This is a genomic window from Agromyces sp. NPDC058126 (genome assembly GCF_042884595.1).
GTDB lineage: Bacteria > Actinomycetota > Actinomycetes > Actinomycetales > Microbacteriaceae > Agromyces.
The window spans coordinates 179,051-200,176 of sequence record NZ_JBHVTS010000006.1 but is presented as its reverse complement, the minus strand read 5'-3'; the positions used below and the strand labels follow the sequence as shown (position 1 = coordinate 200,176).

General features: G+C 74.7%; 14 protein-coding genes. 11 read left to right on the top strand and 3 right to left on the bottom strand.

Annotated elements, in window-relative coordinates:
- Nucleotides 1-83 precede the first annotated feature (83 nt).
- The 11 genes from hemB to ACFVTR_RS17650 all read left to right on the top strand — a co-directional run bounded on the left by hemB (nt 84) and on the right by ACFVTR_RS17650 (nt 17,980).
- Complete coding sequence (gene hemB, locus ACFVTR_RS17700) at nt 84-1,082, top strand: porphobilinogen synthase (protein WP_387039451.1); 999 nt, start codon at nt 84-86, stop codon at nt 1,080-1,082.
- The gene (hemL, locus tag ACFVTR_RS17695; protein ID WP_387039449.1) at nt 1,079-2,410 is read left to right on the top strand and encodes a glutamate-1-semialdehyde 2,1-aminomutase; all 1,332 of its coding nucleotides are present in this window, start codon (nt 1,079-1,081) and stop codon (nt 2,408-2,410) included. The genes hemB and hemL overlap by 4 nt, the downstream gene beginning before the upstream one ends.
- A 45-nt stretch (nt 2,411-2,455) precedes the next feature.
- Nucleotides 2,456-2,836 (top strand): hypothetical protein, encoded by a 381-nt coding sequence (locus tag ACFVTR_RS17690; protein ID WP_387039447.1) that lies wholly within the window; start codon nt 2,456-2,458, stop codon nt 2,834-2,836.
- A gap of 191 nt (nt 2,837-3,027) precedes the next feature.
- Complete coding sequence (locus tag ACFVTR_RS17685) at nt 3,028-4,167, top strand: serine/threonine-protein kinase (protein WP_387039445.1); 1,140 nt, start codon at nt 3,028-3,030, stop codon at nt 4,165-4,167.
- Nucleotides 4,167-10,148, top strand: a complete 5,982-nt coding sequence (locus ACFVTR_RS17680; RefSeq protein WP_387039443.1) for an Ig-like domain-containing protein — start codon at nt 4,167-4,169, stop codon at nt 10,146-10,148. The genes ACFVTR_RS17685 and ACFVTR_RS17680 overlap by 1 nt, the downstream gene beginning before the upstream one ends.
- A 70-nt stretch (nt 10,149-10,218) precedes the next feature.
- Nucleotides 10,219-11,184: an AAA family ATPase gene (locus ACFVTR_RS17675; protein WP_376942343.1), complete on the top strand. Its 966-nt coding sequence runs from the start codon at nt 10,219-10,221 to the stop codon at nt 11,182-11,184.
- Nucleotides 11,181-12,569 carry a DUF58 domain-containing protein gene (locus tag ACFVTR_RS17670; protein WP_387039441.1) on the top strand — a complete coding sequence of 463 codons (1,389 nt, stop codon included), beginning with the start codon at nt 11,181-11,183 and terminating at the stop codon, nt 12,567-12,569. Before ACFVTR_RS17675 ends, ACFVTR_RS17670 begins: the two co-directional genes overlap by 4 nt.
- Complete coding sequence (locus ACFVTR_RS17665) at nt 12,566-15,091, top strand: transglutaminase domain-containing protein (protein WP_387039438.1); 2,526 nt, start codon at nt 12,566-12,568, stop codon at nt 15,089-15,091. Before ACFVTR_RS17670 ends, ACFVTR_RS17665 begins: the two co-directional genes overlap by 4 nt.
- Nucleotides 15,088-16,554, top strand: coding sequence for a DUF5684 domain-containing protein (locus tag ACFVTR_RS17660; protein ID WP_387039436.1), 1,467 nt, complete (start codon nt 15,088-15,090; stop codon nt 16,552-16,554). Before ACFVTR_RS17665 ends, ACFVTR_RS17660 begins: the two co-directional genes overlap by 4 nt.
- On the top strand, nt 16,554-17,396 hold the full coding sequence (locus tag ACFVTR_RS17655; RefSeq protein WP_387039434.1) for a PP2C family protein-serine/threonine phosphatase: 843 nt from the start codon (nt 16,554-16,556) through the stop codon (nt 17,394-17,396). Before ACFVTR_RS17660 ends, ACFVTR_RS17655 begins: the two co-directional genes overlap by 1 nt.
- Nucleotides 17,393-17,980, top strand: a complete 588-nt coding sequence (locus ACFVTR_RS17650; protein ID WP_387039433.1) for a hypothetical protein — start codon at nt 17,393-17,395, stop codon at nt 17,978-17,980. Before ACFVTR_RS17655 ends, ACFVTR_RS17650 begins: the two co-directional genes overlap by 4 nt.
- Before the next feature lie 6 nt (nt 17,981-17,986).
- On the opposite strand, the gene ACFVTR_RS17645 is transcribed toward ACFVTR_RS17650, so the two are convergent.
- From ACFVTR_RS17645 to ACFVTR_RS17635, 3 genes are read right to left on the bottom strand one after another with little or no spacing between them, the layout of a single operon-like run.
- A complete protein-coding gene (locus tag ACFVTR_RS17645) occupies nt 17,987-19,156 on the bottom strand; it encodes a winged helix DNA-binding domain-containing protein (RefSeq protein ID WP_387039431.1) in 1,170 nt (389 codons plus the stop codon).
- The gene (locus ACFVTR_RS17640) at nt 19,157-19,984 is read right to left on the bottom strand and encodes an ABC transporter permease (protein WP_387039429.1); all 828 of its coding nucleotides are present in this window, start codon (nt 19,982-19,984) and stop codon (nt 19,157-19,159) included.
- Nucleotides 19,981-21,009, bottom strand: a complete 1,029-nt coding sequence (locus tag ACFVTR_RS17635; protein ID WP_387039427.1) for an ABC transporter ATP-binding protein — start codon at nt 21,007-21,009, stop codon at nt 19,981-19,983. Before ACFVTR_RS17635 ends, ACFVTR_RS17640 begins: the two co-directional genes overlap by 4 nt.
- Nucleotides 21,010-21,126 lie beyond the last annotated feature (117 nt).

Genomic DNA, 21,126 nt, shown 5'->3' with positions numbered 1-21,126 from the left:
ACACCATATCGACCCCGTGCGGCTGGGGCGCGACGTCGTCGCCGTCCGGCGACCGTTCAGCCCGGCACGCGTAGGCTGGTTCGGTGAGTTCCACGCCTGCGCCCCGCGTCCGCCCGCGCCGACTTCGCGAGACCCCGGCCCTGCGCCGCCTCGTCTCCGAGACCCGCCTCGACCCCGCCGATCTCGTGCTGCCGATCTTCGTGCGCGAGGGGGCTGCGGCGCCCCTGCCGATCGCCTCGATGCCGGGTGTCGTGCAGCACTCGCTCGAGAGCCTGCCGCAGGCGATCGAGGACGCCGTGGCCGTGGGCGTCGGCGGCGTGATGCTCTTCGGCGTCCCCGCCGTGCGCGATGCACGGGGCTCGGGCGCGACCGACCCCGACGGCATCCTCAACCTCGCGACCCGGGTCGCGGCCGAGGCATCCGCGGGCCGCCTGGTCGTGCAGACCGACCTCTGCCTCGACGAGTTCACCGACCACGGGCACTGCGGCGTGCTCGACGAGCGCGGCCGCGTCGACAACGACGCCACGCTCGAGCGGTACACCGCGATGGCGCTCGCCCAGGCGCGCGCCGGCTCCGAGCTGCTCGGCCTCAGCGGCATGATGGACGGCCAGGTCGCCGCCGTGCGCGACGCGCTCGACGACGCCGGCCACCAGGACGTCGCCCTCCTCGCCTATTCGGCCAAGTACGCGAGCGCGTTCTACGGGCCGTTCCGCGACGCCGTCGAATCGACGCTCGAGGGTGACCGCCGCACCTACCAGCTCGACCCCGGCAACCGCCGCGAGGGCCTCCGCGAGGCGATGATCGACATCGACGAGGGCGCCGACGTCGTCATGGTGAAGCCCGCGGGCAGCTACCTCGACGTGCTCGCCGACGTCGCCGCCGCGAGCGAGGTGCCGGTCTGGGCGTACCAGGTCTCGGGCGAGTACGCGATGATCGAGGCCGCCGCAGCGCACGGCTGGATCGACCGCAAGCGCGCCGTCATCGAGTCGGTGCGCTCGATCAAGCGGGCCGGTGCCGACGTCGTGCTCACCTACTGGGCCGTCGAACTGGCCGAATGGATCCGCAACGGAGAGACCGCATGAACGCCACGAACGCCGAACTCTTCGCCCGCGCGCAGGCCGCGATCCCCGGCGGGGTGAACTCGCCGGTGCGCGCGTTCCGCTCGGTCGGCGGCACGCCCCGCTTCCTCGTCTCCGCGAAGGGCGCGCACGTCACCGACGCCGAGGGCCGCGACTACGTCGACCTCGTGGCCGGGTGGGGTCCCGCGATCCTCGGCCACGCCGACGCACGCGTCGTCGCGGCGGTGCAGGATGCCGCGAGCCGCGGCCTCTCGTTCGGCTCGTCGACGCCCGCCGAGACCGAGCTGGCCGAACTCGTCGAGGCGCGCGTCGCGCCCGTCGAGCAGCTCCGCCTCGTCTCGACCGGCACCGAGGCGACGATGAGCGCCATCCGCCTCGCCCGCGGCTTCACCGGCCGCGAGCTGCTCGTGAAGTTCGCCGGCCATTACCACGGCCACTCCGACGGCCTGCTCGCCGAGGCCGGCTCCGGCCTCGCGACCTTCGCCCTGCCGGGCTCCGCCGGCGTGCCGGCCGACATCGCCGCGCTCACGCTCGTCGTGCCCTACAACGACCTCGACGCGCTCGCCGCGGTGTTCGCCGAGCACGGCGACCGCATCGCCGCCGTCATCGTCGAGGCGGCCGCCGCGAACATGGGCGTCGTGCCGCCCGCGCTCGGGTTCAACCGTGCGCTCGTCGAGCTCGCCCACGCGCACGGCGCGCTCGTCATCAGCGACGAGGTGCTCACCGGGTTCCGCGTCTCCGAGGCGGGCTGGTGGGGGATCGAGGCCCGCGACGAGGCATCCGCGTACACCCCCGACCTGATGACCTTCGGCAAGGTCATCGGCGGCGGCATGCCCGTCGCCGCCCTCGGCGGCCGCGCCGAGGTCATGCAGCAGCTCGCGCCCCTCGGCCCCGTCTACCAGGCCGGCACCCTCTCGGGGAACCCGGTCGCCGTCGCCGCGGGCATCGCGACCCTCCGGGCCGCCGACGCCGAGGTGTACGCGAAGCTCGACGCCGCGGCCGCGACGATCAGCGAGGCGACCTCGGCCGCGCTCGCCGCGGAGGGCGTCGCCCACCGGGTGCAGCGCGCCGGCAACCTCTTCAGCTTCGTCTTCGGCGAGGCCGTCGCGGGCGTCGAGGTGCGCGACTACGCGACCGTGCTGCGGCAGGAGTCGTGGCGGTACGCCCCGTTCTTCCACTCGATGCTCGACCAGGGCGTCTCGCTGCCGCCGTCGGTCTTCGAGGCCTGGTTCGTCACCGCCGCGCACGACGACGCCGCGATCGGGCGCATCGTCGACGCGCTGCCGGCCGCTGCGAAGGCGGCCGCCGCGGCGACCGCACCCGTCGGATAGCCGCACGACCCGGTCGGTGACGGCCGGATGGGGCAGGATGGGAGCATGGCGAAGCTCCGAGTGCACAGCGACCGGGTCGAGGTCCACCTCACCGCGGCCGAGAAGTCGCTCGCGCTCCGCGCCGACGACCTCGTGGTTCGGCGCGACGACATCCGATCGGCGACGATCACCGACGACCCGTGGATCTGGATCCGCGGCATCCGGCGTCGCGGCACCGAGGTGCCGCTCGTCGTGGCCGTCGGCGTCTGGAAGTACCACGGCGGCAGCGACTTCGTCATCGTCAAGGGCAAGCGGCAGGCGGTCGTGCTCGAGCTCGCCGACGGCGAGTTCGCCCGCATCATCCTGAGCACCAACCACGCCGCCGAGCTCATCGACCGGCTGCGGCTGACCCCCCTCGACGAATCGGGCGACGCCGCGGGCGAGTAGCGCTCGGCGCATCGCTCCGCAGGCGATTCGGCGGCGACATCCGCCTCGCTTAGGATGTCCCCCGGACGCCGTGGCACGGCCGCGCCGCCGCCGGGGCCCTGCGATCCCCGCCGGGGGGCCGGTGAGGCATCCGCGACCCGAACAGCTCCCGGCGCGCCGGTGACCCGAAAGCCGGCAGGAGGCCCCCGCTCGTGGCGAAGCGTCTGCCCTCCCCACCGCCCGTGCTCTCCGGCTACAGCTATGTGCGCCCGCTCGGCACCGGAGGCTTCGCCGACGTGTTCCTCTACGAACAGGACCTGCCGCGACGCGTCACCGCGGTGAAGGTGCTGCTCGTCGACGTGGTCGACGCCGAGGCGCGGCGGGCGTTCACGGCCGAGGCCGACGCGATGGCGCGGCTCAGCGCGCACCCGTCGATCGTGACGATCCACCAGGCGTCGATCTCTGCGGACGGTCGGCCCTACCTGGTCATGGAGTACTGCCCCGAGTCGCTCGGCGCCCGGGCGAAGCGCGGACCGGTGCCCGTGGGCGAGGTGCTCGACATCGGGGTGCGCATGGCCGGCGCCCTCGAGACCGCGCACCGCTCGGGCCTGCTGCACCGCGACATCAAGCCCTCCAACCTGCTCGTCAACTCGCTCGGCGCACCCGTCCTCGCCGACTTCGGCATCGCCGGCACGATCGGCGACGGCGACACGAGCGACACCTTCGCGATGTCCATCCCGTGGAGCGCGCCCGAGGTGCTCGGCGAACGCACCACCGGCACCGTCGCCACCGAGGTGTGGGGCCTCGGTGCGACCCTCTACACGTTGCTCGCCGGCCACTCGCCCTTCGAGCTCGCCGAACGCAGCCGCAACAGCGTCGACCAGCTCTCGCGTCGCGTGCTCGGCGCGAAGTACACCCCGCTCGCCCCGCGGGGCGTTCCCGCGCGCATCGACACCGTGCTCTCGACGGCGATGCAACGCGATCCCGCCCGCCGCTACGCGTCGATGGCCGAGTTCGGCGAGGCGCTGCGCTGGGCGCAGTACGAGCTCGGCATCGCCCCGACCGGTCTCGAGGTCGCCTCGCCCGAGTGGGCGGCGGCAGCACCGCTCGGCTTCGCGGATGCCACGGCGCGGGGCCCGGTCGTGACCACCGTGAACGCCGACTCGCGCCGTGCGGGCCGTGCGGCGGCGGTCGCCGCGGCGAGGCCCGCCGGCCCCGTGGTCGACGACGGCGGGCTCGCGCCCGCCCGCGCGCGCGGCGGCCTGCTGAAGCCCGTGCTGATCGGCGCGGGCGCCGCCGTCGCGGTGCTGGCGATCGCCGCCGTCGGGCTCGCGGTCGCGGGAGTGATCTGATGGCGGCGCGGGGCGCGGAGCGCGCACCGGGTCGCCGCCCGAAGGGGCGCCGCGGTGCGATCATCGCCTCGGTCGCGGGCGTCGCCGCCGTCGCGACGGTCGTCACCCTCGCGGTCACGGCCAACGGCTACGAGGCGCAGGAGGTGCCGCGGCTCGAGACCTCGGTGTGGGTGACCCGCGACAGCGGCCAGTACGCCCGGGTCAACACCGACCTCGCCGAGATCGACCTCGTGCGCGACGTCGAGGACCCGAGCGGGGTGGTGCAGTCGGGCTCGACGACCTCCCTCTACAGCCAGGGCTTCCGCCAGCGGTGGGGCATCGACCCGGCCGACCCGGTCGACCTCGTCGCCGAGGACGGCGGCGGGTCGATGCCGACGCCGGTGGGCACGCGCGACGTCGCGAGCGCCGGGGACTGGATCGCCTACCGCACCGACACCGGCACGGTGCACGCCGGGCGCGTCGACGGCGACGACGCGTTCCCCGTCGACCCGTACGCCGAGGAGCGCGCGGACGACGACGAGGAGAAGACCTACGCCGCCGCCGCCGTCGGGATCTCGCCCGACGGCCTGCTGGCCATGTACTCCGCGCGCGAGGAGGCGGTGCGGCTGTTCGACGTCGCCACCGGCGAGTTCGTCGGCCGCGCCGCCGCGATCGCCGACCCGCCCGCCGCGGACGCGCGCCTCGAGCTCACCGTGATCGGCGAACGCTGGGTCATGCTCGACGCGGCCGAGTCGCGCGCGTGGGTGCCGGGTCGTGACGAAGCCGTGCCGGTCGACGTGGCGGCCGACGCGCGCCTGCAGCAGGGCTCGTCCTCCGGGGCATCCGTGCGCATCGCCGACTCGGCCGGACTCGTCGAACTGCCGTTCGACGGCGGCGACGCCGAGCGCGTCGTCGACGAGAGCGGCACCCCCGCCGCGCCGATCGTCGTGGGCGGAGAACTCGCGGCCGCCTGGCTCGGCGTCGACGGCGGCACGATCTGGACGAGCGCGGCGGGCGAGGCGGTGCCGCTCGAGACGCCCGACGGGGAACGCGACGCCGAGGGGCCGCAGGCGATCACGCCCGTGCTGCGGGGCAACGGCGACCGGGCGGTGCTCAACGAGACCACCTCGGGGCTCGTCTGGACGGTGCCAGACGGGCGCATGGTGCCGATCGAGCAGTGGGAACTCGACGACGAGGTCGAGGACCGCGTCGGCACGCGCGAGGTCGAGGACCTGGCCCGGCAGGAGCCGCCCGTGGCGGTCGCCGACAGCTTCGGCGTGCGGGCCGGGCAGCAGGTCGAACTCCCCGTGCTGCTGAACGACCACGACCCGAACGCGAAGGACGTGCTCACCGTCGACCCGGCGTCGATCTCGGGCGGCCTCGCCGACGCCGGCTTCGGCGAGCTCGCGCTGACCTCGAACGACCAGACGCCGGCGGTCCGCGTGCGGGCGAGCTCGGGATCGACGACGTTCAGCTATGCCGTGACCGACGGGCAGGCGACCTCGGCGCCGGTCACGGTCACGCTCACCGTCGTGCCCGACGACGTCAACGGCCCGCCGGTCTGGTGCGGCGTCGCCGACTGCGCGCAGCGCTGGCCCGAGCCGCAGCTCATGCCCGGCGGCACGGCGCTCGTGCCCGTGCTGCCCGGATGGGTCGACCCCGACGGCGACGCCTTCGTGCTCGCCGACGCGCAGCCGGTCGACCCGAGCGCTCCGGTCTCGGTCGTACCGATGTCCGACGGCCGCGTCGCGGTCAGGCACACCGACCCGAACGCCGCCGCCGAGAAGGTGCAGGTGCGCGTGACGGTCGCCGACGTGCACGGCGCCGAGGCCGAGGCGACGCTCGACCTCAGGGTGACCTCGAGCGCCTCGCTCGCCGTCACCCCGGTCGCCGTCACCGCGGGCGCCGGGGAGACGGCGATCGTCGAGATCGTCGAGCACGTCAGCGGCGGGTCCGGTTCGGTCCGCCTGCTCGACGCCGTGCCGACGGCGGCCGCGGCGAGCGGCGGGCTCGCGGTCGTGCCGAACGCGGCGGCGGGCGAGGTCGAGCTCTCGGCCGCCGAGCCCGGCGCCTACCTCGCGACCTTCACCGTGCAGGACGTGGTGACGCGCGCCGAGCAGACGGCGACGATCCGGGTGACGGTGGCGGCGCCGGGTGCGCCGCTCGCCCTCGCCCCGATGACGGCGTTCGTGCGCGTCGGCGAGGACGCCATGGTCGACGTGCTCGGCGCGGCGCAGAACACGAGCGGGCGCGTGCTCGTGGTCACCGATGCGGTCGCGATGACGCCCGAGCTCGGCGTCGGCGTGGTCGCGCAGTCGCAGGTGCGTGCGACGGGCGTGACGCGCGACGGCCGACCCGGCCTCGTCGGCCGCGCGAAGGTGAGCATCGCCGACGGCGCCGGTGCGACCGCGGTGGGCGACCTCAACGTCTTCCTCGTCGCCCCCTCGGCCGGGCTCAGCCCCATCGCGATGCCCGACACCGTCACCATGCGCGCCGGCGAGCTCAGTTCCATCCCGGTGACGGCCAACGACGTGAGCCCCCGGGCCGAGCGCCTCGTCGTGCACCCCGAGGTGACCTCGTCGGGTGCCGAGGGCGAGCTCGCCTTCGCGTCGGGCGACGAGGTGCGCTACCTCGCGCCGACCGTGCCCGGCACCTACGAGCTCGGCTACGCCGTGGGGCTCGAGCAGGCCCCCGAGCGACTCGACCACTCGACCGTCACGGTGACGGTGCTGCCCGAGGGCGCGAACCGCGCGCCCGAGCCGCACCCGCTGGTCGCGCGGGTGCTCAGCGGCCAGAGCGTGCGCATCCCCGTCGCCGCGACCGGCATGGATCCCGACGGCGACCGCACCGTGCTCGCGTCGGTCACGCAGCCGAAGGCCGGACTCGGTATCGCGACGATCTCGGCGGAGGGCGATGCGATCGTCTACACCGCGCCCGAGAACGCGACGGGCGACGTCCAGCCCGCGTTCGAGTACACCGTGCGCGACGCCTCGGGCGCCGAGGGCACCGCGCGGGTGCGCGTCGGCGTGCTCGCGGCCGCCGTCACCGACGCCGCGCCGGTCACCTTCAGCGACTACGTGCGCGTGCAGCAGTCGGCCGACGCCCCCGTGACGGTCGAACCGGCCGGCAACGACCTCGACCCGGCGCAGGGCCGGCTCGAACTCGTGAAGCTCGTGCCGAACGCGCCAGAGGGCAGCGCCGAGCACCGGCGGCTCGCCGCGCTCGTCGACGACGCGACCTCGCTCGACGACGGCCGGATCGTGCTGCACCCGGGTGACGTGGTGGGGGCCAACTCGTATCGCTACACGGTGAAGTCGCAGCGCAGCTCGAGCACGGCCGAGGGTCTCGTCGTCGTGAACGTGATCGAGGGCGAATCGCCCGATGCGCCGATCGTGACCGACACCGTCGTCACCGCGAGCTCGCGGGCCGAGCTCTCGGACGGGGGGCTCGACGTCGTCGCCGGCCACGTCGTGTGGGCCTCGGGCGAACTCGGCGGGCTCGAGCTCGAACTCTGGGGCGACGAGCCGGGCGACTACCGGGTCGACGGGCACCGCATCAGCGGCCCCCTTCCCGACGGCGGCGCGCTCGTGCCGTTCCGCCTGCACGGCGAGGACCGCTCGGGACGCGAGACCGAGGCGTTCGGGTTCCTCGTCATCCCGGCGTCCGACGACCTCCGCGTGCAGCTGCGCACCGACGTCGACCAGCTCGAGGTCAAGGAGGAGGCGCAGCTCGAGTTCGAGGTGCGCGAGCTCCTCGACCTGCCGAAGGGCGAGCGCGTCGAGGTCGGCGCCGACGGCGCCTACACGGTGCAGCGCGCGGCGGCGAGCTGCACGCCCGCCTCGGGCGGTCGTGCGACGTACTCGGCCGGCGCGGATGCCCCGTGGAGCGACCGCTGCCTCATCCCCGTGCGCCTGGACGGGCAGAAGACCTGGTCGTGGGTCGGGGTCCCGATCGCGATCGTGCCGAAGGACCCGCAGGCGATCCTCTCCGCGGTGAGCCGGACGGTGGCGCCCGGCGCGACCGAGTCCGTGCAGCTCTACGACGAGATGACGACCTGGGAGGGCGGACGCGAGGGCGACCGGTCGAAGCTCGACTACACGGTCGACTACTCGGGCAGCGCGTTCACCGTCGTGCGCTCGGGCGACCGCGTCAGCTTCGAGGCGCGCGCCGACGCCCGCCCCGGCACCCGCGAGACCGCAACCGTCGGGATCAGTGCGTTCGGCGGGGTCTCGTCGGCCATCACGCTCGTGGTCGGTCAGGCCCCGGCCGACGCGCCGCGCGGCGCCGTGTTCACGAAGCAGTGCTCGGTCGGCGACGGCGCCTCCTGCACGATCACCGTGATCGGCGTGGCGGGCGAGTACGACCCGTTCGCGGGCAAGACCGGCGCCGGGCTGAAGCTCGAGGGCCTCGGTGCCGGCGCGAACAGCTGCCAGGTCGCCACCGTGCGCGCGGTCGACGACCGCTCGGTCGTCGTCACCTGGCCGGCCGGCCAGAACGCCTTCGGCGGCGAATGCGTCGTGCCGTACGTCGTCGCCGACGCCCAGGGCCGCCCCGGTGAGGGACGCCTGACGGTCGACCTCCTCGGGCTCCCGCAGCCACCCGCCTCGATCTCGACCGCCGACTTCACCGCGACGAGCGTGACCCTCGAGGTCTCGCTCGGCGAGGCGCTGCGCGCCCACCCGGCGGTCACCGGACTCGAGATCCTCGAGGGCGGTCGCGTCGTGCCGGCCGACTGCGCCCCGGGCGCACCCGGCGTCTGGTGGTGCACCGTCGTCGGGCTCACGCCGGGCGAACGGCACGACTACGCCGCACGTGCGGTCAACAGCGTCGGCACCTCCTCGCCGACGAACGCCGTGACGACCTGGTCGTACGAGGCACCGAGGGTCACCGAGGTCACCGCGACGCCGGTGTACCGAGAGGGCACGACGAGTTCGGGCGTCGGGGTCGTCGAGCTCGGCATCACCGCCCCGCCCGACGCACGGGCCTTCCGCGTCGAGGAGACCGGGCAGGTCATCGACCGCCGGGGTGCGACCACCACGGTCGACCTCGCGCTCGCGCCCGGACCGCAGCTGCTCACCGTGGTGCCGATCAGCGTCTTCGAACCGCCCACGGGTCGCGGCGGCAACGAGGGCGGGGCGCAGTCGAAGTCGGTGACCGCCGCGGGAGCGCCGTTCCTCAGCCCGAACGGCATCTCCGCGACGGCGCTGACGAACTCGTCGATCCTCATCAGCGGGGTCTCGCTCGCCGGCAACCACAGTGCTCGCGACACCGAGTTCGTGTACTTCGCCTGGCGCGACGGCGGCGAGCCCCAGTGCTGGGCCGACTCGTCGGGCGCGCTCGCCTACGACGCGCGCGGGGCGACCGTGAGCACCTCGTCGACGATCTCGGGGCTCGACGAGCACAAGCGCTACCTCGTCAAGGCGTGCGGGTCGAACGGCTACGGCGCGACGAGCTCGGGCGTCGCCGAGGTGCGCGTGTACACCGACGTCGACGCACCGACCGGCAGCGCCGCCTACACGGTCGCCGTCGATGCGGCGGGCGGCGGCAACTCCTTCCGCTACGACCTCGTGCAGGGCCCGACGCTGCAGGCCGCCGAGGACTTCCACGTCGAGTACTGGCTGTACGGCGAGTGGCGGCAGGACTTCGCGCTCTCATCGGATGCCGCGCCGTCGGGAGTCACCGCTCGCCAGTGCCACGACTTCTGGGGTCGCTCCTACTGCTCGAACGAGATCCCGGTCACCCCGACGGCCGCGCCGACGACGGTCGCGGTCGACTTCGCCGACAGCTGCGTCGTCGTGCCGAAGAAGCCCGACGACGATCGCGGCGTCACCGTCTCGCCGGCCGCCGCCGGGTCGATGCGGCTCTCGGCGGTGTCCGCACCCGACACCGCGGGGAACGTCTCGTTCACCGTGTCCTTCGTCGACGCGTTCGCGGCGTTGAAGCCGATCACCCGCACCGGGGTGCCGTGCTCGCCCGCTGCCGGCGAGCCGCCGGCGCCATGAGCCCCGCGCCGTGACCCCGCCCGAGACATCCAGCCCGTGACATCCAGCCCCATTAGAGAGGAACCGCCCCGTGACGATCGCCCCTGAGCAATCCGCCTGGTTCGCCGAGACGTTCTCGCTCATCGCCGACAACGTCGAGCAGGCCGTGCTCGGCAAGCGGCACGTCGTCGAGCTCGTGCTGGCGACCGCGATCAGCGGCGGCCACGTGCTGCTCGAGGACGCCCCGGGCACGGGCAAGACCGCGCTCGCGCGCGCCATCGCGCAGACGATCCACGGCACGAGCTCGCGCATCCAGTTCACCCCCGACCTGCTGCCCGGCGACGTCACCGGCATCACGGTCTTCGACCAGAAGGCCGGACGCTTCGAGTTCCACGCGGGGCCGGTCTTCGCGAACATCGTGCTCGCCGACGAGATCAACCGCGCCAGCCCGAAGACCCAGTCCGCGCTGCTCGAGGTGATGGAGGAGGGCAACGTCACGACCGACGGCGTCACCCGCCCCGTCGGCAACCCCTTCCTCGTGATCGCGACGCAGAACCCCATCGAGCAGGGCGGCACGTATCGTCTGCCCGAGGCGCAGCTCGACCGTTTCACCGTGAAGACCTCGATCGGCTACCCCGACGAGGCCTCGACCATGCGGATCCTGCAGGCCGTCGGCGCTCCCAAGCCGAAGCTCGAGGGCATCGTCGGCACCGACACCATCGTCGCGATGACCGAGCTGTCGCGCGGCGTGTACGTGAACCCGCTCGTCTCCGACTACGTCATGCGCCTCGTCGACGCGACCCGCCGCGCCACCGAGGTGCGGCTCGGCGTGAGCGTGCGCGGGGCGATCGCGCTCTCCCGCCTCGCGATGACCTGGGCGGCGGCCGCGGGCCGTACCTACGCGACGCCCGACGACGTGCGAGAGCTCGCCGTCGCGGCGCTCGCCCACCGGCTCGTGCTCGAGCCCGAGGCCGAGTTCGACGGGGTCACGGCCGTCGCGATCGTCAACCAGATCCTCCTCGACGTGCCCGCGCCCCGGGAGAACGGGGTGGCGTGACCGGACCGACCGACCTCCTCCGCAAGCCCGCGACCACCGACACGGTCACCTCGACCCGTGGCGCCACGGTCACGCGGCTCGCTCGCACGCGCCGCGGCCCGGTCGCCGAGGGCGCAGCCCGGCTGCACCGCCGCGCGCGGGCGCTGGGCGGCGGGTTCGCGCGCGCGGTCGCGTGGGTGCGGGAGACGGTCTCGCCGGCGGGGATGCTCCTCGTCGGCCTCGTGGTCGCCGGCGCCGCCGGCGGCGCGGCGTTCGGCTGGTTCGAGGGGTGGGTGGTCGCCGCGACGGCGGGCGCGCTCCTCCTCGTGTGCGTGCCGTTCCTCCTCGGGGCGCACGACTACCGCGTGCGGCTCGAGCTCGATCGCGACCGCGTGATCGCCGGGTCCGAGATCCGCGGCACGCTCGACCTCGTGAACGACGGCGCCCGGCCGTCGCTGCCGGGCGTCGTCGACATCCCCGTGGGGCACGGCCTCGTCGAAGCCCACGTCCCGCTTCTCCGTGCCGGCGCGCACCACCGCGAGGAGCTGCTCATCGCCGCGCAGCGTCGCGGCATCATCGACGTCGGGCCGATGACGATCTCCCGCGGCGACCCCCTGCGGGTCCTGCGTCGCGAGATGAGCTGGCCCGAGGTGCAGCGGGTCCACGTGCACCCCGTCACCGTCGCGCTCCCGCCGTCGAGCGCCGGGCTCATCCGCGACCTCGAGGGTGCGCCGTCGAGTCGGCTCGTCGATGCCGACCTCTCGTTCCACGCGGTGCGCGAGTACGTCGTGGGCGACTCGCAGCGGCACGTGCACTGGAAGTCGACCGCAAGGACCGGGCGCCTCATGGTGCGCCAGTACGAGGAGTCGCGCCACGCGCGGATCGCCGTGCTCCTCGACCTCGACCTCGACGGCTACTCGAGCGACGACGAGTTCGAGCAGGCGGTGAGTGCCGCCGCCTCGCTCGGTGTGCAGGGCGTGCGCGAGGGGCGCGACGTGCTCGTCGGGGTGAGCGCCGAGCTCGACACCGCCGACCGCGGGGCGGTGCAGTCGATGCGGGCGCTGCCGACCGTGACCTCCCGGGTGCTCCTCGACGGCATGTCGGGCCTCGAGGGGGCGTCCGCCACCGGCGCGGGCGCCGGAGTGATCCGACTCGAGTCGGTCGCCGCGCTCGTGGCGCGCTCGTTCGGCGACCTCTCGATCGCCTACCTCGTCACCGGCTCGCTCGTGCCGCTGCAGCGCCTCCGCCGCGCGGCCGTGACGCTGCCTCCCGGCATCGCGGTCGTCGCGGTGCGGTGCGAGCCGGGCGCCGAGCCCGGCGCCCGGCGCTCGAAGGAGCTCACCGTCCTCACGCTCGGCGAGCTCGGCGACCTCGGCCAGCTCCTCGCGAGAGGAGCGCTGCGATGAAGGCGTCCGCCCGCGGCCGCGCCGAGGCGCCCGCGCCCGAGCTCGATCCGCTGCGCTCGGCGCTCGGCATCGGGTACGTCGTCGTCGCCGCGGCGCTCGCGACCGTCGCGGCCTGGCCGGTGCACGCTGCCCCGCGCATGATCCTGGTCGCCGCCGTCGGCGTCCTCGCCGGCCTCGGGCTCGCGCTCGCCACCCGGCTGCTGCGACTGCGCGGGACGCTCGCGGTGCTGTTCGTCGTCGGGGCGACCGCCGTCGTGTACGCATTGCTCGTGGTACCCGTCGCCGTGCCGAGCGCGATCGGCGACGTGCCGACGTGGGTGCGCGGCATCCGAGACGGCTTCGTCGGCGTGATCGTCGGCTGGAAGCAGCTCTTGACGCTCTCCCTCCCGCTGGGGGAGTACCAGGCGGTGCTCGTGCCGTTCTTCGTCGTGATGCTCGTGGGCACGCTCGTCGCCGCGCTCCTCGTGGTGCCCGACCGGCGCCGTTCCCCGTTCGCGGTCGTCGTCGGCTTCGCGATGTCGGGCTTCGGCCTCGCGTTCGGCTCGAGCTCGCTGAGCGAGTCGCTCGTCGTCGGCCCCGTCGTGGTGCCGGCCCCGCGCGAGCTCGCGGTCGCGGTCGGCGGGCTCGCGGCCGCACTCGTCTGGCTGCTGCTGCGTTCGCGGTCCATCCGCGCGATCGCGCTGCGGCGGGCGACCGCCGGCACCGTGCAGCGCGCCGGGCTGTCGGGCTGGCCCGCAGTGCGCCGCCGCGGGCTCGCCGCGGTGCTCGTCGCGATCGCACTCGTCGTCGGCGCGGTCGTCACCCCCGCCGCCGCCCAGCTCGCGGATCGCTCGGCGCTGCGCGACCGGGTCGAGCCCGCCGTCGTGCTCCGGCAGACGGCGACGCCCCTCGCGAGCTACCGTGCGGCGTTCGGTGCCGACCGGATCGACGAGCCCTGGCTGGCGATCGAGGGCGACACCGCCGGCATCGAGCGCCTCCGCCTCGCGACCCTCGACACGTACGACGGCGAGACCTTCCACGTCGCGGCCTCGCGCGGTGACGCGGAGGAGGGACGCTTCAGTCGGCTTCCCCGCGCGGCCGTGCAGCTGCCCGGCGACGTCGTCTTCGGGCTCACCGTCGACGACGGGTACTCCGGCGTCTGGGTGCCCGCACCGCAGGGTCTCCGCGCGGCCCCCGAGTTCGACGGGCCGCGACGGGCCGCACTGGCCGACGGCTTCCACCGCGCCGACGACGGGGCCACCTCCATCGACATCGCGGCGGTGCCGGATGTCCCGGCGTCGGCCTCGGCGGTCGAGCGCGGCCTGCGGCCGGGTGACGCCTACTCGCTCGTCGCGGCGCCCGACGCGCCCGCCCCGCTCGGCGAGCCTGGCGGGGCGCCCCGCCTCGACCTCGAGGAGTACCCCGCGCTCGCCGAATGGATCGAGATGCAGGAGCAGCCGGGCACCGCCGCCGGCTTGACCGAGCTCGTCGACCGCCTGCGCGGCCGCGGTTACCTCAGCCACGCGGCGGTCGACGGGCCCGACGCCGCCGAGTGGATCGCCCGGCTCGACGCCGGCTACACCTTCCTGCCGAGCTACTCGGGGCACTCCGCGGCACGCATCGAGGCGCTCTTCACCCAGCTCGTCGACCAGCAGCGACTCGCGGGGCCCGAGGCATCCGACGCCGCCCTCGTCGCCGCCGTCGGCGACGACGAGCAGTTCGCGACCGCCGTCGCGCTGCTGGCGCGCGCGCTCGGCTACGAGTCGCGCGTCGTGCTCGGGTTCCGCCTCGCGGGAACCGAGGAGGTGCCGGGCACTCCCGCCTGCACGGAGGTCTGCACGGGCGGCGCGCTGGCGGTGTGGGCCGAGGTCGCGGGCGAGCACGGCGCGTGGACGCCGATCGACGCGACACCCCAGCACGAGGTCGCCCCGAGCCTGATCAAGGAGGGCGAGCAGCTTCCCGAGCACCCGACGACGCCCGACCGAACCGACACGGCGACCGTCGACCCGCCCGCGGCGCGGAGCGAGTCGAGCGAGACGTCGGCGACGTCGCCCGAGGACGTCGATCTCGGCCTCGCCTCGCTGCTCGCGATCCTCAAGTGGACCAGCCTCGGCGCCGCGGCCCTGCTGCTCGTGCTCCTGCCGTTCCTCGTGCTCGTCGTGGCGAAGGGTGCGCGCTCGCGCCGCCGTCGGCACGATCCGGTGGCCGAAGTGCGTATCGTCGGAGCATGGGACGAACTCGTCGACCTGTACGCCGATCACGGGGTGCCTGCGCCGGTGGGCGCGGATCGCGCGGCCGCCGCACGGGCCTCCGGCCGCCGTGCCGCCGTCGAACTCGCTGCGAGGGTCGACCGTGCGGTGTTCGCGGGTGACCCGCCGAGCGACACCGACGCCGAAGCGGCGTGGGCGATCGTCGACGCCGAGCGCGCCGAGCTGCGTGCCCGTGCCCGCGCCCGTCGCCGACTGGCGGCGGCACTCTCGTTCGCTTCCCTGACCCGCCCCCTCCGCCCAGCTCGCGCATCACTCGAGGAGCCCGCACGATGACCCCAGCCGACGCACAGCAGCTCGTGGCCGCCACGTTCATGGCGGTCGGATTCTCACTCCTCATCGGCATCGGACTGTACGTCTGGTACGCGGCGATGCTCGCGAAGGTGTTCGTGCGCTTCGGCCAGCCGGCGTGGTCGGCGTGGGTGCCGGTGTACAACGAGATGCAGCTCTTCAAGGTCGGCCGTCAGCAGCCGTGGCTCGCCCTCCTGATGTACGTGCCGGTCGTGCAGATCGTCGGCCTCGTGTTCAAGGTGTTCGCACTGCACCGCATCAGCACCCAGAGCTGGCGCGGCGTCGGCACCACGGTGCTCGGCGTGCTGCTTCCGCCGGTCTGGGCGACCGTGCTCGCGACCGGCCCCTCGCCCGACCCCGAGCTCGGCCGCATGCCGATGCGCGCGGCGGGCACCGGCGAGATCCCGCCGGTGGCGCCCGGGGTTCCCGGCGGACCGCTCGCCGCGGCTCCGCAGGCCGCGGCACCGCAGGCGGCTCCGCTGCAGCCCGCGCCGCTCGTCGCGCCGTTCGTGCCCGCGGCACCGGTCGCGGCACCGGTCGCACCGTCGGTCGTGACGCCGCCCGCGGCTGCCGTTGCCGCAGCCCCGGCCCCGCCCGCGCACATGTCGGCCGCGGCGCAGGCGTGGGCGTCTCCGCTGAACGACGTCCCTGGCGGCGCGCCGGCTCCCGTTCCGGCCCCCGCTCCCGCTGCGCCGTCCGCCGCTGCGCCGGCGGACTCCGTCGCGTCGCTCTTCGCCCCGCCGAGCTCGCAGCCCCCGGTGGCGCCCGTCGTCGACCACGAGGTCGTGGCCCCGCGGATCCCCGGGCGGATCGAACCGCTCCCGCCGCTCCCGCAGGCGCCCGCGGCCGCGGTGCCTCCGCCCGCGCAGGCGCCCGAGCCCGCCGCCGAGGCGGCCCCGCCGCAGCCCGGTGGCGCGGCCGCCGCGTACGCCGCCCTCGCCGCGCCGCTCGAGGTTCCCGCGCCCGCGACGCCGGCCCCGCCCGCCGCCCCCCGCCCCGTCGATGCGTTCGACCCGTTCGAACCGGCCGACGCCCCGACCATCGTCACCGGCGAGGGCGACGACGACCCGTTCGACCGCACCGTCGTCGTGCAGCGCCGTCCGCTCGTGCGCTGGCGGCTCGCCCTCGAAGACGGGAGCGTGCTCGAGCTCGACGCGCCGGTCGTCGTGCTCGGCCGCAACCCGCGCGCCGCGCTCACCGGCGAGCAGCGGCTCGTCGTCCCCGACGTCAGCCGCACGCTCTCGAAGACGCACGCGGTGCTGCGCCTCGACGGCGAGCAGTGGAACGTCACCGACCTCGACTCGACGAACGGCGTCATGGTTCCCGACGCCGGCGGCGTCGACCGGCTGATCGATCCGGGCGTGCCCACGCCGGTCGCCGGCCGACTCGTGCTCGGCACGCTCGCCGTCGCACTCCAACGAGACGGGCAGCAGGAGGCGCCTCGCTGATGCCGGAACACCGCGTGAAGCTCGCCGCCGCCGCCGCAAGCGACGTCGGGCTCGTCCGTCGTACGAACGAGGACGCCGCCCTCGCCGAGTGGCCGGTGTACCTCGTCGCCGACGGCATGGGCGGCTACGAGGCGGGCGACCGGGCCAGCGCGGCGGTCGTCGAGGCGTTCCGCGAGCACGTCGTCGGCGCGCCCGTCGCGACGGTCGTCGGCGTGCGCGAGTCGCTCGCCGGGGCGAGTGCCCGGGTCGCCGCGGTCGCCGCCGAGACCGATCGGGGCGCGGGCAGCACGGTCGCCGGGGTCGCGCTCGTCGACGACGAGGGCGAGCCCGCCTGGCTCGTCTTCAACGTCGGCGACTCGCGCGTCTACCGGCACCACGGCACCGAGCTCGAGCAGCTCACCGTCGACCACTCGCTCGGCCAGGAGCTCGTCGACGGCGGCGCGATGCGCCCCGAGGATCTCGCGACCTTCGAGCGCCGCAACGTCATCACGCGGGCGATCGGCGCGCCCGACAGCACCGCCGACAGCTGGCTGCTGCCCGTGGTGAACGGCGAGCGGCTGCTCATCTGCAGCGACGGCCTCACCTCCGAGGTGAGCGACGAGGGCATCCGGGCGACCCTGACGATGAGCGGCCGCCCCGAGTCGGCGGCCGCGGCGCTCGTGCAGCGCGCGCGCCAGGCGGGCGGTCGCGACAACATCACGGTCGTGGTCGTCGACGTCCTCTCCGGCGGTCTCGACGAGCACGCGGATGCCACGACCGGCGTTCCCCGCAGGACGCCCGACGGGGCCGGACCGCCCGAGGTCGACGACGAGACGACGATCCCCGTGCGGAGGCGAGAGTGAACGAGGACCGGGGCGGCTCGATGCTCGACGACCTCGAGTTCGCCGACCTCCACGACGACGCCACCGTGGTCGTCTCCCGGCTCGACGAGGAGACGGTGGTCGTCGACCGCACGGTCGTGCGCGATACCGCCGACGCTGCCGAAGCCGATGCGACCGTGGTCGTGCCCCGCACCGCCGCATCCGACGAGGCCACGGTCGTGGTCGATCGGGGCGACTCGGCGGAGACGAGGCTCACGCACCAGGGTGCGCCCGTCATGAACCCGCCGCGGCGTCGCGACCGGCGCCGGCCGGCGCCCGCACCCGTCTCCGAGGAGGTGCTGCGCACCGCGGAGCCCGGCGCCGGGCCGGGAGTGATCGACCGCTACCCGGCGCGTGCGCCCGAGGCATCCCCGCTGCCGCGCCCCCCTCGATTCGCCGCGGGGCCGCCGGCGACCCGCGATACGACGACGGTGCTGCCCTCGGTCGCGCGTCGCTCGCGCCGCACGGCGATCACCTCGATCGCCGTGTTCGCCGGGGCGTGCGTCCTCAGCGTCGGCGGGCTCGTGGCACTGGCCGTGACGGTGCTCGGCGAGCTGTTCGGCTGACCCGCCTCAGACCGGGGCGACCGGCTCGACGACGACCTCCGATGGGAGGTCGAGGAACTCGGCGACCTCGACGAGCCGTTGGTCGAGCGAGCGGCGTTCCGCGGAGGAGAACTCCCGCCACGGCACGACCCTGATCGTGGCGCGCGCGCCCTGCACGACGGGGGCCCACCGGCCGACCATGGTGCCGCCGATGAGCATCGCGTGCAACGGGAACTCGGGGATGATCGGCGTGGCGATGCCGGGCGGCTGCAGGTAGGCGCGGGGCATCGCGTAGCCCATCACGTACTCGTCGTAGCCCTGCAGCAGGTCCACGCGCGCGAGGTCGTCGTCGGCGGCCGCGCGTTCCGGGTCGCGCGCCGACCAGGCGGCGGCGACGGCCGCGTCGTGCCAGAGCTCGGGTTCGTCGTCGTCCAGCTGCACGATGCGCCCCTCGGTGCGGTCGGATGCCTCGACGAGCGCCGCTCGGACGTCGCGCAACGTGAATCCCGACCAGGTCGCGAGATCGCGGGTCGTCGCCGGCCCCCGCGTGAGCAGCGCGCGTTCCACGAGTTCGGCGAGCGCCTCCTCCCTCGGCCGCGGCGGGGCTGAGGGCACGCGTTCGTCGAAGGCCGCGTAGCTGCGCTGCTTCCCGACGCTCGCACCCGAGATCGCGATGAGCTCGAGCTCGGCGACGAGGAGCACGAACATCAGCCCCTCCCTCGGGAGACCGGCGCCGACGAGCGCCGCACCGAGCTCGTCGCGGGTCCGGTGACCCTCCGCGAGCTCGCGCGCGACGACGTCGACGGCCCGGCGGCCCGGCTCGCCGTCCCACCCGGCCTTGCGGATCGTCCCCGCCATCTGCTGCCGCACCCGCGGCGCCGAGAGCTCGAGCAGCCACCGCGCGTCGGCGGGCACCACGAAGTGCCAGGTGGGTCGCAGCACGTGGGTGCGGAGGATCGTCCCGTCGTCGATGCCGGCGGCGACGGCGGGCGCGACGGGGCGCGTCGGCGCGGGCAGGCGCTGCGCGAGGCCCCACTGGGCGGGCAGGTACTCCTGCGCCTGCACCGCGAGGGCCCGGGCCACGACCTCGTCGGGCGTCGCGGGCGGCGTCGGCCCCGTGGCATCCGTGCCGCCCTGAAGCGCGCCGCGCAGGCCCTGCGCGAACAGCCGACGCGACCGCAGTTCGGCGGCGTCCACCTACGACACGTCCCTCCGCCAGGTGGTCGCCCCGCCGATCGCGGTCGTCACGAGGGCGATCCCGAGCAGCACGAGTCCGCCCTGCCACCAGTCGAGGGTCTCGGCGGCGCCGAACGCGGCGACCGTGTAGAACGAGGCACCGACGAGTGCGTCGCTCGCCGCACCCGGCAGGTACCGGCCCACCGTCGCCGTGACGTCGTTGAGCGACGCCGCGAACCGCAGGATCGGCTCGAGGAACTGGGTGAACGCGATGACGATCACGACCGCGGCGACCTGGTTCGTCACGAGCACGCCGAGCCCGACGCCGATGCCGCCCCAGAGCGCCATCGCGAGGATGCCCCGGCCGATGAGCGCCCAGGTGTCGCTCGAGTCGAGGCCGGTGTCGAGGCCGAAGCCCGAGAGGGCGGCCGCGGCCGATCCGACCGACACGGCGTAGCCGATCGCGCCGAGCACGGCGCCCGCGACGAACTGCGAGACGAGCTTCGCCGACAGCACCACGGTGCGGTGCGGTTCGGCGAGGAACGTCGGCGTGAGGGTCTTGTGCCGGAACTCGCTCGTCACCGCGAGCGCGCCGAGGAGCAGCGGGAACACGTAGCCGATGCTCGAGGCGAAGCTGTAGAGCAGCGGTGCGAGCTCGACGTCGGCCGGCAGTGGTGCGCCGCCCGACTGCGCCGCGGCTTCGGGGTTCGCGCCGAGCCAGCTGAACAGGGCGCCGAGTCCGCCTGCCATGAACGCGACGTAGGCGGCCAGCAGGATCGCGAGCAGCCACCACATGCGGGTGGTGAGGAGTTTCTGGAACTCGGCGCCGAGTGCGCGGAAGAAGCTCATCGTGCACCCTCCTCGCCGGCCGGGGCGTCGTCGGCCGGGGCGTCGTCGACGGGCGGCCTGTCGGCAGGTGGGGCATCGACGGGCGGGGCGGGTGGTGCGTCGGCGTGCGGTGCGTCGACCTCGGGCGCCTCGTCCGGCGCCTCGCCGACGAGCGAGAGGAACGAGTCCTCGAGCCCCGACTTCAGCCGGTGCAGTGCGCTGAGCTCGACGCCGCCGACGAACGCCGCGTGTCCGACCCGCCCGGGGTCGGGCTCGTCGACGATGAAGCCGCTGCGGCCGGCGTCGTACTCGAGACCGGCCGAGTCGAGGGCGCTGGCGAGCGCCGCCCGGTCGGGCGAGTCGACGATCGTGCGCGGGGCCGCGTCGAGCTCGAGGCTCGCGAGCGTGCCGCGCTTCACGAGGCGCCCGCGCGAGATGATGACGACCTCGTCGACCGACTGCTGCACCTCGCTGAGCAGATGCGAGGAGACCAGCACCGTCCGCCCCTCGCGGGCGAGCGTCTGGAGGAACACGCGGATCCACCTGATGCCCTCGGGGTCGAGGCCATTGATCGGCTCGTCGAGCACGAAGACGCCCGGGTCGCCGATCAGCGTGTACGCGAGGGCGAGGCGCTGGCGCATGCCGAGCGAGTACCCGCCGACCCGGCGGTCGGCGAACTCGGCGAGGCCGACCTGCTCGAGCACGACCGGCACCCGTGCCGAGGAGAGGCCGGCCGCGGTGGCGTACACCCTCAGGTGGTTGCGCGCGGTGCGGCCCGGGTGGAAGTTGGCGTCGAGGGCCGCGCCGACCGTCTCGAGCGGGCGCGCCAGCGCGTGATACGGCGTACCGCCGAACGTCGCCGTGCCGCTCGACGCGCGGACGAGTCCGAGCAGCACTCGCAGCGTCGTCGTCTTGCCGGCGCCGTTCGGCCCGAGGAAACCGGTGACCCTCCCCGGTTCGACCGTGAAGCTGAGGTCGTCGACGGCGGTGACCGCGCCGAAGTGCTTGCTGAGCCCCGTGATCTCGATGGGGATGCCGTCGGCCATGCGCGCTCCTCACGTCGGGGGCCGTCGTGAGCCGCAGGTGGGCCGCGCCCCCGCACGACCCGTGTCCGCGACCGAGGCCGCGAACATGCTCACCCTAGCGAGAACGGGGTGCGCGGG

What these genes read in the sequence shown, in the direction of transcription:
- hemL (WP_387039449.1), top strand. Translation starts at nt 1,079, where the DNA reads ATGAACGCCACGAACGCCGAACTCTTCGCCCGCGCGCAGGCCGCGATC.
- ACFVTR_RS17690 (WP_387039447.1), top strand. Translation starts at nt 2,456, where the DNA reads ATGGCGAAGCTCCGAGTGCACAGCGACCGGGTCGAGGTCCACCTCACC.
- ACFVTR_RS17680 (WP_387039443.1), top strand. Translation starts at nt 4,167, where the DNA reads ATGGCGGCGCGGGGCGCGGAGCGCGCACCGGGTCGCCGCCCGAAGGGG.
- ACFVTR_RS17665 (WP_387039438.1), top strand. Translation starts at nt 12,566, where the DNA reads ATGAAGGCGTCCGCCCGCGGCCGCGCCGAGGCGCCCGCGCCCGAGCTC.
- ACFVTR_RS17660 (WP_387039436.1), top strand. Translation starts at nt 15,088, where the DNA reads ATGACCCCAGCCGACGCACAGCAGCTCGTGGCCGCCACGTTCATGGCG.
- ACFVTR_RS17655 (WP_387039434.1), top strand. Translation starts at nt 16,554, where the DNA reads ATGCCGGAACACCGCGTGAAGCTCGCCGCCGCCGCCGCAAGCGACGTC.
- ACFVTR_RS17640 (WP_387039429.1), bottom strand. Translation starts at nt 19,984, where the DNA reads ATGAGCTTCTTCCGCGCACTCGGCGCCGAGTTCCAGAAACTCCTCACC.
- ACFVTR_RS17635 (WP_387039427.1), bottom strand. Translation starts at nt 21,009, where the DNA reads ATGGCCGACGGCATCCCCATCGAGATCACGGGGCTCAGCAAGCACTTC.